We start from the raw sequence: 15,129 nt of genomic DNA on the forward strand, positions 1-15,129 counted from the left end.
TCAGGCGCGCGCGGGTGAGGAGTGAGTTTCCCGGTCCGCGACGACGGTCAGGATCTCCTCGTCGCCGATCACGCCGAGCAACTGCCCGTCGGCGACCACCTTGACCGGGAGCGAGGACTCGAGCACCTGCCGGGTCGCCTCGCGGACCAGGACGTCCGGGCCCAGCTCCAGCGCGGACAGCTCCTCGTCCGGACGCGGCTGGCGGACGATCCAGCGCAGGGTGAGGACGTCGGCCCGCGGGATGTCGCGGACGAAGTCGCGCACGTAGTCGTCGGCCGGCGCCCCGACGAGCTCGTCACCGGTGCCGAGCTGGACCGCTTCGCCGTCACGCATCAGCAGGATCCGGTCGCCGAGCTTCAGCGCCTCGTTCAGGTCGTGGGTGATGAAGACCATCGTCTTGCCGACCTCGCGGTGCAGCCGGACGACCTCGGTCTGCATCTCCCGGCGGATCAGCGGGTCGAGCGCGGAGAACGGCTCGTCGAAGAGCAGGACGTCCGGGTCGCAGGCGAGCGCGCGGGCCAGGCCGACGCGCTGCTGCATGCCGCCGGAGAGCTGTTCGGGGTACAGGTTCTCGTTGCCGCGGAGGCCGACCAGGTCGATGACCTCCTGGGCGCGGCGCTTGCGGTCCGGCTTGCTCTCGCCGCGGACCTCGAGCCCGTACGAGACGTTGTCGATCACCTTGCGGTGCGGGAGCAGGCCGAAGTGCTGGAAGACCATCGAGAACTTGCTCCGGCGCAGCGTCCGCAGTCGCTTCTCGTCGGCGGCGCGCAGGTCCTCGCCCTCGAAGAAGATGCTGCCGGCGGTCGGCTCGATCAGCCGGGTCAGGCAGCGGACCAGCGTCGACTTGCCGGAGCCCGACAAGCCCATCACGACGAACACCTCACCAGGGGCGACGTCGAAGCTCAGGTCGCGGACGGCCGCCGTACAGCCGGTCCGGTCGAGCAGCTGGGCGCGACTGAGCGCCGCCAGTTCCGGCCGGCGGGGCACCCGGGCCGCCTTCGGCCCGAACACCTTCCACAGACCCTGGATCGACAGCAGCGCCTCGCTGTCCTGCAAGTCGGGGTACTCGAGCTGAGCGGTCACTATGGTTCACCCTCGCATCCCGGCCACCGGGTTCGTCGTGAACCGCCGACAATATCGAAGCCCTGGTTCCCGGTTTCCCCCGACGGGTGTCTGACACTGCAACCTTTACCAGGTCTTACCCCGGCGTCACTGCGGCGAAAGCCCCTCGCGGCACCGGTTACGTCACAACTATCACGGCTGGTACGGCGGTGCTTCACCCCAACCCCAGTGTGGGACCGGGGCCTTCGGGGGCGGGGTTGCGCCGGGCTGCGAGTTGGCTAGAGCGATGCGGGTGCCCCACTCGATGTATGCGACGAAGGCCGAGCGGAACTCCGGGTCGTTCGGGAGGCCGGCCGGGTCGGCGCTGGCGGCGATCAGGGCGGCCCAGCGGGAGCGCTGCTCCTCGGTCAGGCCGAGATTCAGGTGGTGGCCGAGCATCGCGGGGTAGCCGCCGAGCTCGTCGGTGTACCGGCTCGGGCCGCCGAACACCTCGCCGAGCCAGATCGCTACGTGCTCCTTGTGCTGGTCGCTCATGTGCGCGAAGACGGGGGCGAGGATCGGATCCTTCGCCACCTCGTCGTAGAACACGTCGGTCAGCCGGCGGAACGCCTCCGCGCCGCCTGCCCACTCATACACAGTTGGTGTAGTCATGTAACTATGTAATCAGGTCGGCAGGGTCAAGGGCTCTGGCGATCTCCAGCTGGTGCGGATCGATCTTGTCCTCGCGCTCGTCCTCGGGATCGTCGAGGTCCCAGAGCACGTTCTGCAGGATCCGGACCCTCGTCCAGCCGACCGCCCGCTCGCGGTCGATGCCCGTGACGTCGAGCATCAGGTCGAAGCGCCGGTGGATCGCCCGGTGGAGGTCACCGGTGGCTACCAGGTCGTCCCAGCGGTTGTGCAGGACGGGCAGGATCTCGAAGCCCGGGTCGCCGGCCAGCGGCTTCGGATCGATCACCAGCCAGGGTTTGCGGTGGGCGGCGAGCACGTTCTCGTAGTGGAGGTCCCAGTGGAGGAGTCGGTCGCCTGGGTCCTGCACCAATTCGGCGGCTTGTGCGGCGTACCGGCGTACGAGCGACTGTTGGTCGGGGTCGGCCAGGCGCGGGATCAGTCGGGTCGCGTCGGCGAGCATCTCGGTGACGATGTCCTCGAGTCGTCGCAGACCGGGTGGAGCCGGTACTACGGACAGCCGGGCGAGCAGCTCGGCCAGGATCCTCGTCGCCTCGGTGTCGTCGGGGACGTCGGCGAGCGAACGCGGTTCGAGTCGCTCGAGGAGGATCGTGGCGGTTGCCGGGTCATCGTCGAGGACCTCGACGACGTCGTCGGTGCTCCACGTCTTGAGGCCGAGGGCCTCGCCCTTGTTCTCGTCGGTGAAGGGCTGGAGCTTGAGCATCGCCGGGGTTGCGTCGGCTGTCCGGACGACCGGCAGGACGATCGAGGCCATTCCGTGCAGCGGCTTGCCGTCGAGGCGAAGGTTCCAGCGGTCGAGGTACTCCGCGGCCAGCGTGGGCGCGGCGTCGAGCCACGGCAGCTGGTCGGAGAGCGTCTTGAACAGCGGGGCCGGTACTTCGAAGAGCGCGGTCATCCCCGGCAACTTTAGGCGTCTGGCGTCCGCTGTGCTTGGGTTTTCCAGGTGAGCTCACTGGAGGCAAGGCAGCGGCAGGCGCAACGGGTCGTGTCGTTCATCTACGTCGGCATCCCGCTGATCTTCCTCGCGCTGGTCCTGTGGGTCAGCGCCGCCTCCGATGAGGGTCCGGCGAAGTGGGCGGCGGCGCTGGTTCCGGTCGCGGTGCTCGCCGCTGGATGGCGGTGGCGGGCGAAGAGCCGGTATCGCCCCGTGCGGTGGCCCCGGGCCGGATTCCTGCTCGGTGGGGTGGCGGCGCTGCTGACGGCGTTCGACGCGAAGGTGCTCGGCGCCGACGGGCTGACGGCGTGGGCACTGCCCATCACGGTCGCCGGCGCCATCGTCGGTACGGGCTTCGGGCGGTACGGGTTCCGGGTTCTGATGATGCCGGCGATTCCGGAGCTGGCGGATTCGGAGTACGAGCTGAGCTTCCGGATGCGCGGGCTGACCCGGCTGCGGATGTCGATCGGCGCCGAGCAGGTCACCTTGCACGAGCAGATGGTGTTGCAGACGCTCGACGGGGAGAGCACCGTACGGGAGAAGTCCTACCCGCTCACCGCGCTGACGGGCGTGTACGCGGTGACGCTGTCGGGCTCCGAGCGGCTCAAGTATCCGGTGGCGATGAAGCTCGCACCCGCGAGCAGCCCGGGCCCTGCGCTCATCTTGCAAGCGCAGGGCGAGGACTGGGTACTCCCGCAGAACGAGGCGCCGGCCATCGCCGAAATCCTCGAACGCCGCATCGCCACCGCCCGCACGCACTAACCCCCGCGGCCGCGCCGTGGGCGGGCGCGCCGTGGGCGGGCGCCCGGTGGGTGGGGCAAGCCGGGTGCCCCGGCGCGGCGGGTGGTGCCGGGTCAGCCCTTGAAGGCGTCCTGGCGGTCGGGGGTTGCTTCGGCCAGGAGTTTGCGGACTCCGTCGGCGTCGGCGTCGGCTACGTAGACCGGGGAGCCGGGCTGCTGGCGCCAGGAGTCGGCGAGGGTGCCGGTGTCGACGGCGTCGAAGCCGAGTTCGTCGATCAGGCGGAACACCTTCTCCTTCGCCTGCTGGTCGTCGGCGGCCACCGGGAGCGCGATCCGGCCCGGCGTACCGGCGGGGACACCGTTCTCCAGCAGGTGCTGGGCCATGATGTTGTTGAAGGCCTTGACCACCGGCTGCCCGAGCTGCTGGGCGACCCAGCCGCTCTCGGTCAGCCCCTCGTCCTCGATGCCCGCGATCCGGCCGTCGCGCTGCGGGTAGTAGTTGCCTGTGTCAACGACCACGAACCCGTCGGCCGCACCGTCGAACAGCCCGGCCGGCAGCGCCGGCACCTTGCCCTCGGGAATCGTCACGACGACGAGCTCCGCGCCGCTGGCGGCCTCGCTCACCTCGACCGGGGTCGCGCCCGTCTCCGCGGCGAGGTCGCGCAGGGACTCGGGTCCGCGCGAGTTCGCCACCGAGACGTCATGGCCGAGGGCGCTCAGCCGCCGGGTCAGGGTGCCACCGATGTTGCCGCTGCCGATGATGCCGATCTTCACATCTGCTCCTCTGAAGTTGTCCCCCGAAGGCGACAACACCAGAGGAGCTTGGAATCATCCGGGCTGTTGATCAGTTGCCGGCCGCTTCGCGTTCCTTGCGGGCGGTGTCGGCCTTCTCGGCCTGCCAGCCGTCCTCGTTCTTGCCGAGCCGCCAGTATCCCGACAGCGAGACCTGGTCGCGCGCGAGACAACGCTCGCCGAAGAGATGCTTGCGCAACCGCAGTACGAAGCCGGCCTCGCCGTGCACGAACACCTGTACGTCGCCGGCCGGGAACTCCAGCGCCTCGACCAGCTCGACCAGGCCGTCACCGCGTTCGCCGGTCATGCCGGCGCGATGCAGGTAGGTCAGCTCGACCTCGCCGGAGCCGCTGAACTTCTGCTCCTCGGTCTCGTCCTCGACCTCGACGAACACCTTCGCGTGCGCGCCCGGCGGGAGACCCTCGATGGCAGCCCCGATCGCCGGCAACGCGCTCTCGTCGCCGACCAGCAGGTGCCAGGCGGCCGTCTCCTGCGGCGCGTACGCACCACCGGGACCGTTGAACCAGAGCTTGTCGCCGGGCTGAGCCGCCGCGGCCCACGGACCGGCGACACCCTCGTCACCGTGGTGGACGAAGTCGATCGTCAGTTCCTTGGTGGACTCGTCCCACGCGCGAACGGTGTAGGTCCGCATCGTCGGCCAGTGCTCGGACGGCAGCTTCTCCCGGACCTCGCCCATGTCGAGCGGTTCCGGATACTCCACGCCCGGCTGCAGGAAGAGAAGCTTGACGTAGTGGTCGGTGGTGCCGTTGTCGACGAACTCGTCGCAGCTCAGCACCACCCTGATCATGTGCGGGGTGACGCGCTCGGTCCTGAGGACGACCCCCAGCTTGGCGCGGCGGTTACGGGGTGCGGGGGTACTCACGCGAGCACGGTCCTCTCGACGGTCGGGCGGAATGAGTTAGGCATACCTAAGTTAGGCTAACTCACTCCGCCCAACGCCCTCAGGTCCCGCGGATCACGAAGGTCTTGCCGGCTCCGGCCTGGTAGTGCTGGAAGGTCGGCAGATACACCCGGTAAGTGAAGTTTCCGACGGACGGCGGCTGCGCCGTGAGCGTGATCCGGCCGCTCTGGCGAACCGTCGAGCTGCTGACCCCGCGCCATCCGGTGCTGTAGAGGCGCTGCAGCGTCACCGGGCGTGGCACCGGGAAGTACCCGCCTTTGACGGAGCCGTTGACGAGCACGACCTGGCCGGCGGGCGCACTCGGCTTCGCCGGCGCGGCTGAGACGATGCCCGGCCGGAGCGGGTAGAAGCGGAAGGCCAGTTGGTCCACGTACGGGCCGCGGACCCGGACGCAGTGGTTGACGTCTCCGCCGGCGCCCGGGAAGTTCGTGACGAGGAGGCCGGCCGTGTTGGTGTACTTGGATCCGGCGTCGTACTCGGCGCAGAGGTTGGACCGGACCACCTGCAGCAGGATGCGGGTCCCGTAGGCCTTGCCGGTCGCGGAGTCGTAGATCGCGGCCCTGACCTGGTACGCCGCGTTGAACGGCACTACCCGCGGCACCACCGAGACACCGATCTTCGGGATGTGGACGCCACGGATCGCGAGACTCGGCCCGGCGAACGGCGTCGGACCGGGCTTGCTGCCGTCGTCGCCGGTGTAGCTGTCTCCCTCGACCACGCCGCTGACCTTGAAGGTCCCATTGGCCGTCGACGGGACGTTGAGATTGCCGGTCCAGGTGCCGTTCTGCGCCGTACCGACGGTCCGCACCAGGTTGCCGGCGACGATCAGATTGATCGGCCCGACACCGCCCGAGCGCTCGAGGATGACGGCGAGCACCTTGTGGGCGGTCGGTGGGCTGCTGGGCGGATAGCTGGCCTTGAGCGTCACTGCGACCGGATACATGTTCATCCCCGAGACCGCGACCGACGTTCTCCCCAGCGTCACGCTGGTGACCGACAGGTCCGGGTCCGGGGGCATTGCTTGGGCCGCTGGTGCCGCGACCATCGTCGAGGCGATCACGGCGAGCGCCGCGATCACCACCCCAGTACTTCTACTGCGCATTAGATTCCCCTGATGACGAAGGTTTTGCTGACTCCGGCCTGGAATCTGTCGCAGGTCGGCAAGGACACCCGGTAGCTGACGTTTCCGGCGTACGGCGGTTGAGCGTTGACCGTGAACCGGCCGCTGGCGCGGACAGTTGCCGCGCTTACGCCGCGCCAGTGCGCCCCGGCGTACAGGCGTTGCAGGACGACCGGGCAGCCGGCCGGAGCGCCGCGCACCGAGCCGTTGACCGGGACGATGGTCCCGATCCCGGCGCTGGTCTTCGACGGCGTCGCGCTGACGATGCCGGGGCGGAGTACGAACCAGCCGGTCCCGAGGGTGTCGAAGTACTTGCCTCGCACCCGGACACAGGTCAGGTAGTCAGCGGCGGCGGCCGGGAAGGACGCCAGCAGGATGCCGGAGCGGTCGGTGTACTTCGAGCCGGCGTCGTACTCGATGCACAGGTTGTCGTTCTGGATCTGGAGCAGGATCCGGCTGGCGTAGGGCTTGCCGGTGGTGGAGTCGTAGATGGCAGCCTTCACCGCGAAGCCTGAGCCGAACGGCACCACCCGCGGGATCACCGAGACGCCGAGCTTCGGCTGGTGCAGTCCGGTGACCGCGATACTCGGGCCGTTGAAGGGCGTCTCACTGGTCATGCTGCCGTCCGAGCCGTCGAGGGTTGCGCCGGGGAGCACGCCGACCACCTGGAAGGTCCCGTTCGCGGTCGAGGGCACGTCGACCGTGCCGGTCCAGGTGCCGTTCTTCAGCGTTCCGGCCGTCCGGGTCAGGTGACCGGCGATCATCAGCGGGACCGCACCGATTCCAGCGGTTCGCTTCAGGAACACGTTGAGCAGCGTGCCGGCGTCGCTCGGGTCGTCGGAGTTGTAGCCCGCCTTGACCGTCACCGGCACGGCGACCCGGTTGAGGCCGGAGACGGCGACCGACGTCCGGCCGAGGACCACGTCCGTGACGGTCAGCTTCGGATCCGGTGACTGCGCCACCTGGGGCGCGGCTCCGGCCGGCGCCGCCACCAGCATCGAGACCATTCCCGCTATTACCACGCAAAACCGCGCCGACCATCTGTTCATTTGCGCAGAATGACACGGAGATTGCAAAGTTCACAGGGCCTGGTGAATTATCCGGGCTCTTTCTTTTGGGAACAAATTGACCAGCTATTTGTCGCAACTTTTCCGGCGCGTGGCGCATCAAGTGTTCTGAGGGGTTCAACGGCGACCGCCCGGATGTTCATCTGGTGATCTCGTCCCGGCTGGTTGCGCGGCGTTGGGTGGGGGGATGAGTCGCGTCTTCGGCACGCCCCGGCGCCCGGCGTACATGGTGACCCGGACCGATCGGCTGGGCCGGCCGATCTCGCTCGACCGGCGGGAGCCCGAGGGCAATTCGGTGCTGTTCACCGGCGCACCTGGGATGGGTAAGAGCCTGGAGCTGGATCGAGCGCAGGCCTTCGCGCAACGCAACGGCTGGATCGCGGTCCGGGTCGACGCGTCGCCGCGGGAGCCGTTGGAGAACCGGTTCGTGCGCGCGGTCAGCGAGGACCTCGGCGGGCTTCGCAAACAGCACGGGTACTTCGCGCTGCGCAAGCTGAAGAAGACGCTTCGGGACCTGACCCAGCGCAGCCGCAGCGAGCAACGCGGCGCCGAACTCCGCTTCGGGGTCGCGCCGGTCCAGGCGGTGGTCAAGAAGCAATGGGAGGCGCCCGGCAAGGACGGGGTCGGCAGCACGCTCAATCAGCTCGCCGGCAACCTGGGCGAGCTGGCCGCCAAGAAGGGTCAGCCGGTGATGCTGATGGTCGACAACCTCGACGTCGCGTCCGATCGGGATCTGGCGGCGTTGACGGAGTTGTCGGCGCATCTGGAGCGGCAGGGGCAGCGCGTTTATCTCGTGGGGGCGGGAGGCGAGATGGCTGCTACTCGGCTGATGGCTGCGTCGGGCGGGATGTCTGGGGTCGCTACTGGGGTGACGGGGCGTTTCGACGTACGGGAGTGTGGGCCGCTGAGTGCCGACGAGCTGCGGCCGAGCGTCACCGAGCCGTTGCGCCGGGCCGGAATCCCGTATCAGCCGGAGGCAGTGGAGCAGCTGCTCAAGTCGGCCAATGGCAATCCGAGCCGGTTGCGTGATTTGTCGGAGACGGCACTGGAGTTCGCGCGGCCGCCGTACGGGATCACTGCTGACGTGGCGAAGGCGGCGACGGCTCGGGTGAACGATCAGGCTCGGGTGTTCTACCAGGCTGCTTGGAATTCCTGTTCGCCGGCGGAGAAGGATTTGCTGGCGAAGGTCGCTGTGCGGGGACCGCGGGGGTTGGCGATGCAGGGCGAGACGCAGGCAGCCGGGCCGGGCAAGTGGCAAGAGGTGGATGCGGCTCGGCAGGGGCTGGTCGCTCGCGGGATGGTGCGGGACAGCGGTTCACGGTTGTCGCTGGCTGATCCTGGTTTGCAGGACTGGGTCCAGACACGCGTCGGGCAGTCGGCTGCCCATGCTGGGGTTGCGTTGCCCGGTACGCCGGGACCCGCGATCACTCCCGCGCCCGGTCAGCACGTACCAGGCCGGGTCACCTCGACTCGACAGGTCGGCAACACGACGTTCCGGGTGAACGGATAGTCAGCAGCAGCCGTCTTCGCAGGCGTGGGCTCCTGCGTTGGTGGGGGCGCAGCAGCCTTTTCCTTGCCAGGCTTGGATTCCTTCGCGAAGGGCGATCGCGGCGATGACGAGGCCGGCGATCGGGTCCGCCCAGGACCAGCCGAGCGTCGCGTTGAGCACGAGGCCGACCAGGAGCACGGCTGACAGATAGGTGCAGAGCAGGGTTTGGGTGCCGTCGGCAACTACTGAGTTGGATTGCAGTGCTTTGCCCGTACGCCGTTGCGCGGCCGACAGCACCGGCATGACGATCAGCGACGCGATCGCCAACCCGATGCCGACGCCGGACGCGTCGGGCGCCGAACCGGTGACAAGGGACCGTACGGACTCGAACGAGACGTAGAGCGCCAACCCGAAGAACGACAACGCGATCAGCCGCAACGCCCGGCGCTCCCGCGTCTCCGGCATCGGACTCCGGAACTGCCACAAGATGATCAGCCCGCTGGCCACCTCGACGATGGAGTCCAACCCGAACCCCACCAGCGCCACCGACCCGGACACGGTGCCGGCCGCGATAGCCACCGCAGCCTCAACCACGTTGTAGCCAACACTCGTCCCGGCCAGTATCTGTGCACGCCGCCCCAATCGCCGACGCCTGGCAACCTCGTCTGCCGACGGTTGCACCTTCTGCAGCGGACTGGTGAGCGGGAGGAGCCGTGGCTCACCGATGGCGATGGGGAGTTGGCGAGGGCTGTTTGTTGCTTCAGTCATCGGCACTCACCCGTCGCGTCGGGCCGGCAGCAGGCGGGGTCCACTGCCAGAACCACGTTGAGAAGTTGAGCGAGAGCGGTGCCGAGCGACGGATCGGCCAATTCGTACCGAGTCCGGCGTCCTTCGGGCTCCGCCACCACCAGCCCACACCCGCGCAGGCAAGCCAAATGATTGGACAGCGACTGCCGGCTGACCCCGATCCGCTCAGCCAGATCAGCCGGATAGCTGGCCCCTTCGCTGAGAACAAGCATCACCTGAGTCCTGGTCGGATCCGACAACGCATGCCCGAACCGAGCCAACACCTCACCCCGACTGATCGTGTCCACGCCCAGACAGTACATCAGATGATGTATTCACCGAAAGCTGTATCAACAAGCCCGAGCAAAACCCCACGCCGGCGGTCGCCGGGCCCTGTGTGGACCTGCAGGTGTTGCGGGGTGGCTGCCGTGTGTAGCAACTGGCGGCCTGGCTGTCATCGGCCCGCTGCGGGGTGCCCGGGCAGGTCCCGCTTCGCCGCGAACCGCTGCCCCGACTCGATGCGCCCGCAAACCCACGGCTGGCTCTGGCGACGACACAGCCAGCAGCCGCTCACCAGCCCCGGGCCCGGCCATCTCACTGCCCGACACTGCCCTGCGATCTGCCCTCGCCCGCACGCGCTGGCCTTCTTAGGCTCGAGTCACCAGCGAAAAGGAGATCCGATGGATACGGTCGGCCACCAGCAACTACGTAACGGGCTTGGGCGCTACCTCGAGGACGTGAGCCAAGGGCGCAGCTTCACCATCACCCGCCACGGCAAGCCGGTCGCTCGGCTTGTGCCGCTCCGGCTGGCGAGCAGCCTCGACGACTTGGTTGCCGAGGGCAAGGTGAAGCCACCGAGCCGCCACAAGCAGACCGCCCCGACACAAACGGCCACGGACAGCCCGCTGAGCAACCTCGTCGACGAGCAGAGACGATGAGCCAACGGTCCGCAACCAGTTGGGTGCAACCGCCGTTGTAGGGCGGTTGCACTCGAGGGCACAGTAGGTGTTCGGTACTTGGACGCAGGCCGGTCCGCCCGGCCGCCAGTCGGGCACACGGCACCCGCGCCGCAACAACAGCTGTGTCGACGACGGCTCGCACTCGCCAAGCGGGCGTGCGGAGCAGCCCGCGCGCCAGGGTGGGCGGGAGCTCAGCGCCGTGGGAGCGACGTAGAGGCGAACGGAGGCGCCGGCGTGGGGTTTGCTCGGCGTCGGGTTAGGTGGCGAAGACGTCTTCGTCGTTGGCGAAAGCCTTGAACTCCAGGGCGTTGCCGGCGGGGTCGTGGAGGAACATGGTCCATTGTTCGCCGGGTTTGCCTTCGAAGCGGAGGTACGGCTCGATGACGAAGGAGGTGTTGGCGGCGCGGAAGCGGTCGGCCAACGCGTGGAAGTCCGGGATCTCGAGGATCAGGCCGAAGTGGGGGACGGGGACGTCGTGGCCGTCTACGGGGTTGTGGATCGCCTCGGCCCGCGTCGGGGCCAGGTGCGTGACGAACTGGTGGCCGCGGAGGTTCCAGTCGATCCAGGTGTCGGAGCTGCGGCCGCGTTCGCAGCCGACCACGGAGCCGTAGAACTCCGCGGCGGCTGCTAGATCGTCGACCGGCATGGCCAGGTGGAAGCGCGGTACTGAGGGGCTCATACCGACCAACCTACGACGAGCCGGCCTACGGCCAGATCGAGCTGACCCATTCGGGGTGGTCGATGAACGGGTTGCGGTTGTGCTGCCAGGTGTCGTAGATGACCTGGTTGCGGCGCTTCTCGAACGCGTCCGGCGGGTCGGCGGCGCTCCAGGCCTTCAGCACGGTGAGCTTGCCGATGTACGGCGCGGTGCCGTTGTTCACCGAGTTGTTCGGCTCCAGGTTCGGCCAGCCGTCGTCACCTTCGTAGCGGACCGCCATGTAGAAGATCATCCGCGCGACATCACCCCGTACTGCGGCCCGCGGCGCGAACGAGTCGCTGTCGGCCGTACACCCGGGGCACTCGGTGACCGCCGAGCCGCCGTTGTCGAAGTCGAGGTTGCCTCGTGCCGAGTTCACCGACACGTCCTCGGGACGCAGGTGGTGCACATCCGTCCCCGGACCGGTCGCCGTACCGAAGTCACCGTGCGACTTGGCCCAGACGTGTTCACGGTTCCAGTCGTTGACCCCACCGCCGTTGGTGCTCTTGGCCTGCGAGCGACCGGAGTACAGCAGGATCACGTTGTTGGAGTTGGCGGGATCCTGGTCGGTGTCCTTCAAAGCGTTCCAGACCTGGTCGTACGTGAGCTTGGTCTGACTCGAGATGATCGTATGCAGCGCCGACTTCAACGCAGCGCCGGTCTTGCCGGAGGCAGCCGCGTAGTAGTCGCCAGGGTCACCCGGATCACCAGGGTCCGAACCGCCACCACCGCTGAACGCCGTCGGATCCTTCAACCCCGCATGCGGTGTGAAGTACGGCGTCAGCGTCCCGGTGACGGTGATCTGCGCGCCGAGCAATCCCGGGTTGGTCTTCAGCCCGTACTGCGCCCTGAAACCGCTCGGGATCTGCACGTAGAGCATCGACCCGGTCGAGGTCGTCGAAGCCGAATCGGCCAGCGCGAGCGCGGTGTCGGCGGTGTAGCCGCTCCGGATCACCGTATTGGCGGCAGTCGGCTGCCCGACCACATAGCCGACGACGGTGCCGACCGACCCGTTCTGCTGCCCGATCGCAGCACTCACGGTGAGGGTGGCCGTCGTCGCGGCGGTCGACGGGGTGACACCGAAGCCGACCAGCGCCAGCAGCGCGCCGATCACCACGGCAGGACGAAGAAGACGTTGGGCAGTCACGGCAATCTCCCAGGGGCGGTTGGGAACCACTGCATCGCAGATCAGTCTGCCCCCGACCGCCCCTGTTCGAACGTCAAACCCCGGCAAAACTTGTCCGACAATCCGGCAAACCCCGGATGTCGGCTACTTCAGCTCAATCGTCCACGGCCCGCCGGCGATCACTATGTCGGGGAGCTTGGGGAGCTCGCTGATCTCCTTGAAACTCTTCGTCGCATAGAGCTGATAGGACCCGGGCTCGAGCGGGACAGTCCCCTGCTGCCCGTCTGTCGTGCACTGACGGATGCTCAGGAACGTCTTCACGGTCACGGTTTCGTTCGGACCGAACTTCCACCGCTTGGCGATGGCCCGCTCGGCGAGCGGGGTAGCCACCACGATCCCGTCCTTGACGACGACGAGACTCGCTCCGGCCGGGCTACCCGACAGGTTCACCGGCGCGGCGGCCGAGTTGATCAACTCGACGTTGATCGAGGCCATGACCCCGTTGGCGTCCGGTGTGACGGTCTGCTGGGTGACCGCCAGACCCAACGTCGGATCGCCGGCGATCGGAGCAGTGAGACGGCTTCCGCAGACGAACCCGTTCTCTTGATGAGGCTTGAGGGTCACCGTCGGCACCGGAGGAGCTGCGGCAGGCGGCTGCTCCTGATCAGCACCAGGCAGTACTGCGTACGCGCCCGCTGCGACTACTACCGCGGTCGACGCGGCGACGGCTGCTGCTATCCCGGTGCGACGGCGGCGGCGGGAGCGGATGCGGGGGATCAGGGTCTGCTCGTCAACGGGCACCCGGTCGGTGCCGTCCGAGGCCAGGGTCTGGAGTAGGTCTTTCAAGTCTCGGGAGGTCATCTCATGCTCTCCTCGGTCGTGCCGAGCTGGCTGGCCAGCTTCGTCCGGGCGTCGGACAGGTGGCGCTTGACGGTGCCCTCGGAGCAGCCGAGCTGGTCCGCGATGTCGAGCACGGTCAGGTCCTCGTAGTAGCGCAGGACGACGCAGGCCCGCTGCTTTGGCGAGAGCGTCGACAGCGCCCGGCGTACCTCGTCGGCGATTCCGACGTCGGCATCCTCGTGCACCGGCGGATTCACCAGCAGGTGCTGGGCTTGCCGCCACAGCTTGGCCCGCCGGCGGCCGTCGACGTACTGGTTGAGGATCGCCCGCCGGACGTACCCCTCGAGTTGCGCCACGTCATTGCCGACCCTGAGCCGGCTGAAGACCCGCAGCAACGCGTCCTGGACCAGATCGCCCGCGGACGCGGTATCGCCGGTCAGCAGATAGGCGTAGGAACGCAACGCGCCACCACGAGCCTGCAGCAACTCGCCGAACGCGGATTCCCAGTCAGCCATGCGCACCACCCTTCCCTGTCAATCATCAAGACGAACAGGGGCGATGCCGCGTTGGGGGTGAACCCGAGAAGAATTGAGTCGGTGGGGCGGGAGCGCTCGCGCTCACCGCCCCACCTAGGTGTACGGGCCCCCATCAGCTCGTAGCTGCTGCCACGGGCTGCTTGCCCATCCACCAGTGAGGCACCACTGGCGGGCGGCACCTCACCGTCGGTTGGGAGGAGGACCGTGAGGTCCTTCTCCGACGGGGGCGTGGTGCGGACGCCGCTACGGACCGTACTCAGGTCCGAACGGAAAGTCCATGGGTCGTGGAGGCTGTCTCACGCTACTGACGGGTCACTGTTTCAGCAGCTGATCGTGTCCGCATGCGTCGTCCCGGCCGAGCGGTAGGAGTTGACCCGCGCGGTGGCCGTCGACGGCGACAGTACTTCGTTCTTGGCGTAGTAAACCCAGTCAGCCGACTGCACGTAGGCGCTGGTACTGCCGCTGTGCCCGTCCAGGTCGATGAACCACTCGTTGTAGTTCAGCGTCATCGGCCGCCGCGGGTAGACCGAGTGACCGTTGCCGTCCGTGGTGTGGTCCGCGGCGAGGCTGCCGTCGATGTAGTACTTCACGTGGCCGCCGCCGACCGTGGCGACCAGCGTGTGCCAGCCGGCGTGGCTGAACCGGCGCGCGGCGCTGATCCGCCAGCCGTCGAACGGGTCGACCTGGTACGTGTTCCAGCTGGTGATGAAGTCGACCGGGCCGGCCTCGCCCCAGCCGCCGTTCGGCAGGTACTCCGAGATGTCGAGCTCGCTGTACGTCGGCTCCCAGTCGTAGTCGAGCGGCGAGATCGTGTAGAAGGTCTGGTTGACGTGATCGCCGTCGGCGCCGCTGACCGGGGTGTCGCTGAACTTGAACCGGGTCGCGTAGGTGCCCTCGAAGAACCGCTCCTGGTTCTGCTGCACCTGCGACTGGGTGGTGCCGCTGACCGTGCCGTTGGTCGCGGCGCGGAGCTGCAGGGACTTCTGCCCGTCAACAACCGGGAAGGTCACGTTGCTCGCGGTCCAGGTGCCCTCGATGCCCGGGCCACCTCCGCCGGTCCGGACACTCCAGTCGTGGCCGGTGAAGTTCGGATCGGTCCGGGAGCTGTAGTTGAAGTCGTCGAAGAACGCGCCACACGCCGGCTTGCGGTACTGCTCGGGGCCGGTGCGTGCACTGGCGGTGGTACTGGCGCCGGCCGCGGCAAGAGCGGCCAGTACGACGGCTGTCGCGGTCACGCGGAGCTTGCGAGATCGAGTCATGGATTCACACACCTTCATCTCGGGGCGGAGAGAACCCTTCGTACGGTGGTCTATCCAATTGGTAAAGTCAACCCTGAATCACGGAGTGAATCCGCTCTCACAGCTTTACCACT

Annotated in this window: 17 protein-coding genes; 3 read left to right on the forward strand and 14 right to left on the reverse strand. The window is 67.9% G+C overall.

Annotation, left to right across the window (positions count from 1 at the left end; translation table 11 throughout):
• The 3 genes from ABD768_RS20990 to ABD768_RS21000 form a co-directional block, all read right to left on the reverse strand.
• Nucleotides 1-1,083 carry a quaternary amine ABC transporter ATP-binding protein gene (locus ABD768_RS20990; RefSeq protein ID WP_343967723.1) on the reverse strand — a complete coding sequence of 361 codons (1,083 nt, stop codon included), beginning with the start codon at nucleotides 1,081-1,083 and terminating at the stop codon, nucleotides 1-3.
• A 171-nt stretch (nucleotides 1,084-1,254) separates the two neighbouring features.
• Complete coding sequence (locus ABD768_RS20995; RefSeq protein ID WP_344843065.1) at nucleotides 1,255-1,713, reverse strand: group II truncated hemoglobin; 459 nt, start codon at nucleotides 1,711-1,713, stop codon at nucleotides 1,255-1,257.
• 4 nt (nucleotides 1,714-1,717) lie between these two features.
• Nucleotides 1,718-2,644 (reverse strand): aminoglycoside phosphotransferase family protein, encoded by a 927-nt coding sequence (locus ABD768_RS21000; RefSeq protein WP_344843067.1) that lies wholly within the window; start codon nucleotides 2,642-2,644, stop codon nucleotides 1,718-1,720.
• 48 nt (nucleotides 2,645-2,692) lie between these two features.
• Between ABD768_RS21000 and ABD768_RS21005 the strand changes: the two genes are divergently transcribed.
• Nucleotides 2,693-3,445, forward strand: coding sequence for a hypothetical protein (locus tag ABD768_RS21005; protein WP_344843070.1), 753 nt, complete (start codon nucleotides 2,693-2,695; stop codon nucleotides 3,443-3,445).
• A gap of 92 nt (nucleotides 3,446-3,537) precedes the next feature.
• On the opposite strand, the gene ABD768_RS21010 is transcribed toward ABD768_RS21005, so the two are convergent.
• From ABD768_RS21010 to ABD768_RS21025, 4 genes are all read right to left on the reverse strand, one after another.
• Nucleotides 3,538-4,236 carry an NADPH-dependent F420 reductase gene (locus tag ABD768_RS21010; protein ID WP_425558442.1) on the reverse strand — a complete coding sequence of 233 codons (699 nt, stop codon included), beginning with the start codon at nucleotides 4,234-4,236 and terminating at the stop codon, nucleotides 3,538-3,540.
• A gap of 31 nt (nucleotides 4,237-4,267) precedes the next feature.
• Entirely contained in the window at nucleotides 4,268-5,098 is an 831-nt protein-coding gene (locus ABD768_RS21015; protein WP_344843077.1) for a siderophore-interacting protein, read from the reverse strand.
• 79 nt (nucleotides 5,099-5,177) lie between these two features.
• The gene (locus ABD768_RS21020; RefSeq protein WP_344843080.1) at nucleotides 5,178-6,239 is read right to left on the reverse strand and encodes a hypothetical protein; all 1,062 of its coding nucleotides are present in this window, start codon (nucleotides 6,237-6,239) and stop codon (nucleotides 5,178-5,180) included.
• Nucleotides 6,239-7,306: a hypothetical protein gene (locus tag ABD768_RS21025; protein WP_344843082.1), complete on the reverse strand. Its 1,068-nt coding sequence runs from the start codon at nucleotides 7,304-7,306 to the stop codon at nucleotides 6,239-6,241. The genes ABD768_RS21020 and ABD768_RS21025 overlap by 1 nt, the downstream gene beginning before the upstream one ends.
• 205 nt (nucleotides 7,307-7,511) lie before the next feature.
• Here ABD768_RS21025 and ABD768_RS21030 point away from each other — a divergent pair, with 205 nt between their 5' ends.
• A complete protein-coding gene (locus ABD768_RS21030) occupies nucleotides 7,512-8,834 on the forward strand; it encodes an ATP-binding protein (protein ID WP_344843084.1) in 1,323 nt (440 codons plus the stop codon).
• On the opposite strand, the gene ABD768_RS21035 is transcribed toward ABD768_RS21030, so the two are convergent.
• Nucleotides 8,835-9,581 (reverse strand): cation diffusion facilitator family transporter, encoded by a 747-nt coding sequence (locus ABD768_RS21035; protein WP_344843086.1) that lies wholly within the window; start codon nucleotides 9,579-9,581, stop codon nucleotides 8,835-8,837. It abuts the gene before it with no gap.
• Nucleotides 9,578-9,922: an ArsR/SmtB family transcription factor gene (locus ABD768_RS21040; protein ID WP_425552078.1), complete on the reverse strand. Its 345-nt coding sequence runs from the start codon at nucleotides 9,920-9,922 to the stop codon at nucleotides 9,578-9,580. Before ABD768_RS21040 ends, ABD768_RS21035 begins: the two co-directional genes overlap by 4 nt.
• 357 nt (nucleotides 9,923-10,279) lie before the next feature.
• On the opposite strand from ABD768_RS21040, the gene ABD768_RS21045 reads away from it, so the two are divergent.
• Complete coding sequence (locus tag ABD768_RS21045) at nucleotides 10,280-10,537, forward strand: type II toxin-antitoxin system Phd/YefM family antitoxin (protein ID WP_344843088.1); 258 nt, start codon at nucleotides 10,280-10,282, stop codon at nucleotides 10,535-10,537.
• A 277-nt stretch (nucleotides 10,538-10,814) separates the two neighbouring features.
• Here ABD768_RS21045 and ABD768_RS21050 read toward each other — a convergent pair whose 3' ends face one another.
• The 5 genes from ABD768_RS21050 to ABD768_RS21070 form a co-directional block, all read right to left on the reverse strand.
• Nucleotides 10,815-11,237 (reverse strand): VOC family protein, encoded by a 423-nt coding sequence (locus ABD768_RS21050; RefSeq protein WP_344843090.1) that lies wholly within the window; start codon nucleotides 11,235-11,237, stop codon nucleotides 10,815-10,817.
• Nucleotides 11,238-11,262: 25 nt separating this feature from the next.
• Nucleotides 11,263-12,402, reverse strand: coding sequence for an endonuclease (locus ABD768_RS21055; RefSeq protein ID WP_344843093.1), 1,140 nt, complete (start codon nucleotides 12,400-12,402; stop codon nucleotides 11,263-11,265).
• A 123-nt stretch (nucleotides 12,403-12,525) separates the two neighbouring features.
• Complete coding sequence (locus ABD768_RS21060) at nucleotides 12,526-13,242, reverse strand: hypothetical protein (protein WP_344843096.1); 717 nt, start codon at nucleotides 13,240-13,242, stop codon at nucleotides 12,526-12,528.
• Nucleotides 13,239-13,736, reverse strand: coding sequence for an RNA polymerase sigma factor (locus tag ABD768_RS21065; protein ID WP_344843098.1), 498 nt, complete (start codon nucleotides 13,734-13,736; stop codon nucleotides 13,239-13,241). Before ABD768_RS21065 ends, ABD768_RS21060 begins: the two co-directional genes overlap by 4 nt.
• A 341-nt stretch (nucleotides 13,737-14,077) precedes the next feature.
• The gene (locus ABD768_RS21070; protein ID WP_344843101.1) at nucleotides 14,078-15,016 is read right to left on the reverse strand and encodes a glycoside hydrolase family 16 protein; all 939 of its coding nucleotides are present in this window, start codon (nucleotides 15,014-15,016) and stop codon (nucleotides 14,078-14,080) included.
• Between the last annotated feature and the right edge of the window lie 113 nt (nucleotides 15,017-15,129).

The organism is Kribbella ginsengisoli (genome assembly GCF_039537185.1).
GTDB lineage: Bacteria > Actinomycetota > Actinomycetes > Propionibacteriales > Kribbellaceae > Kribbella > Kribbella koreensis.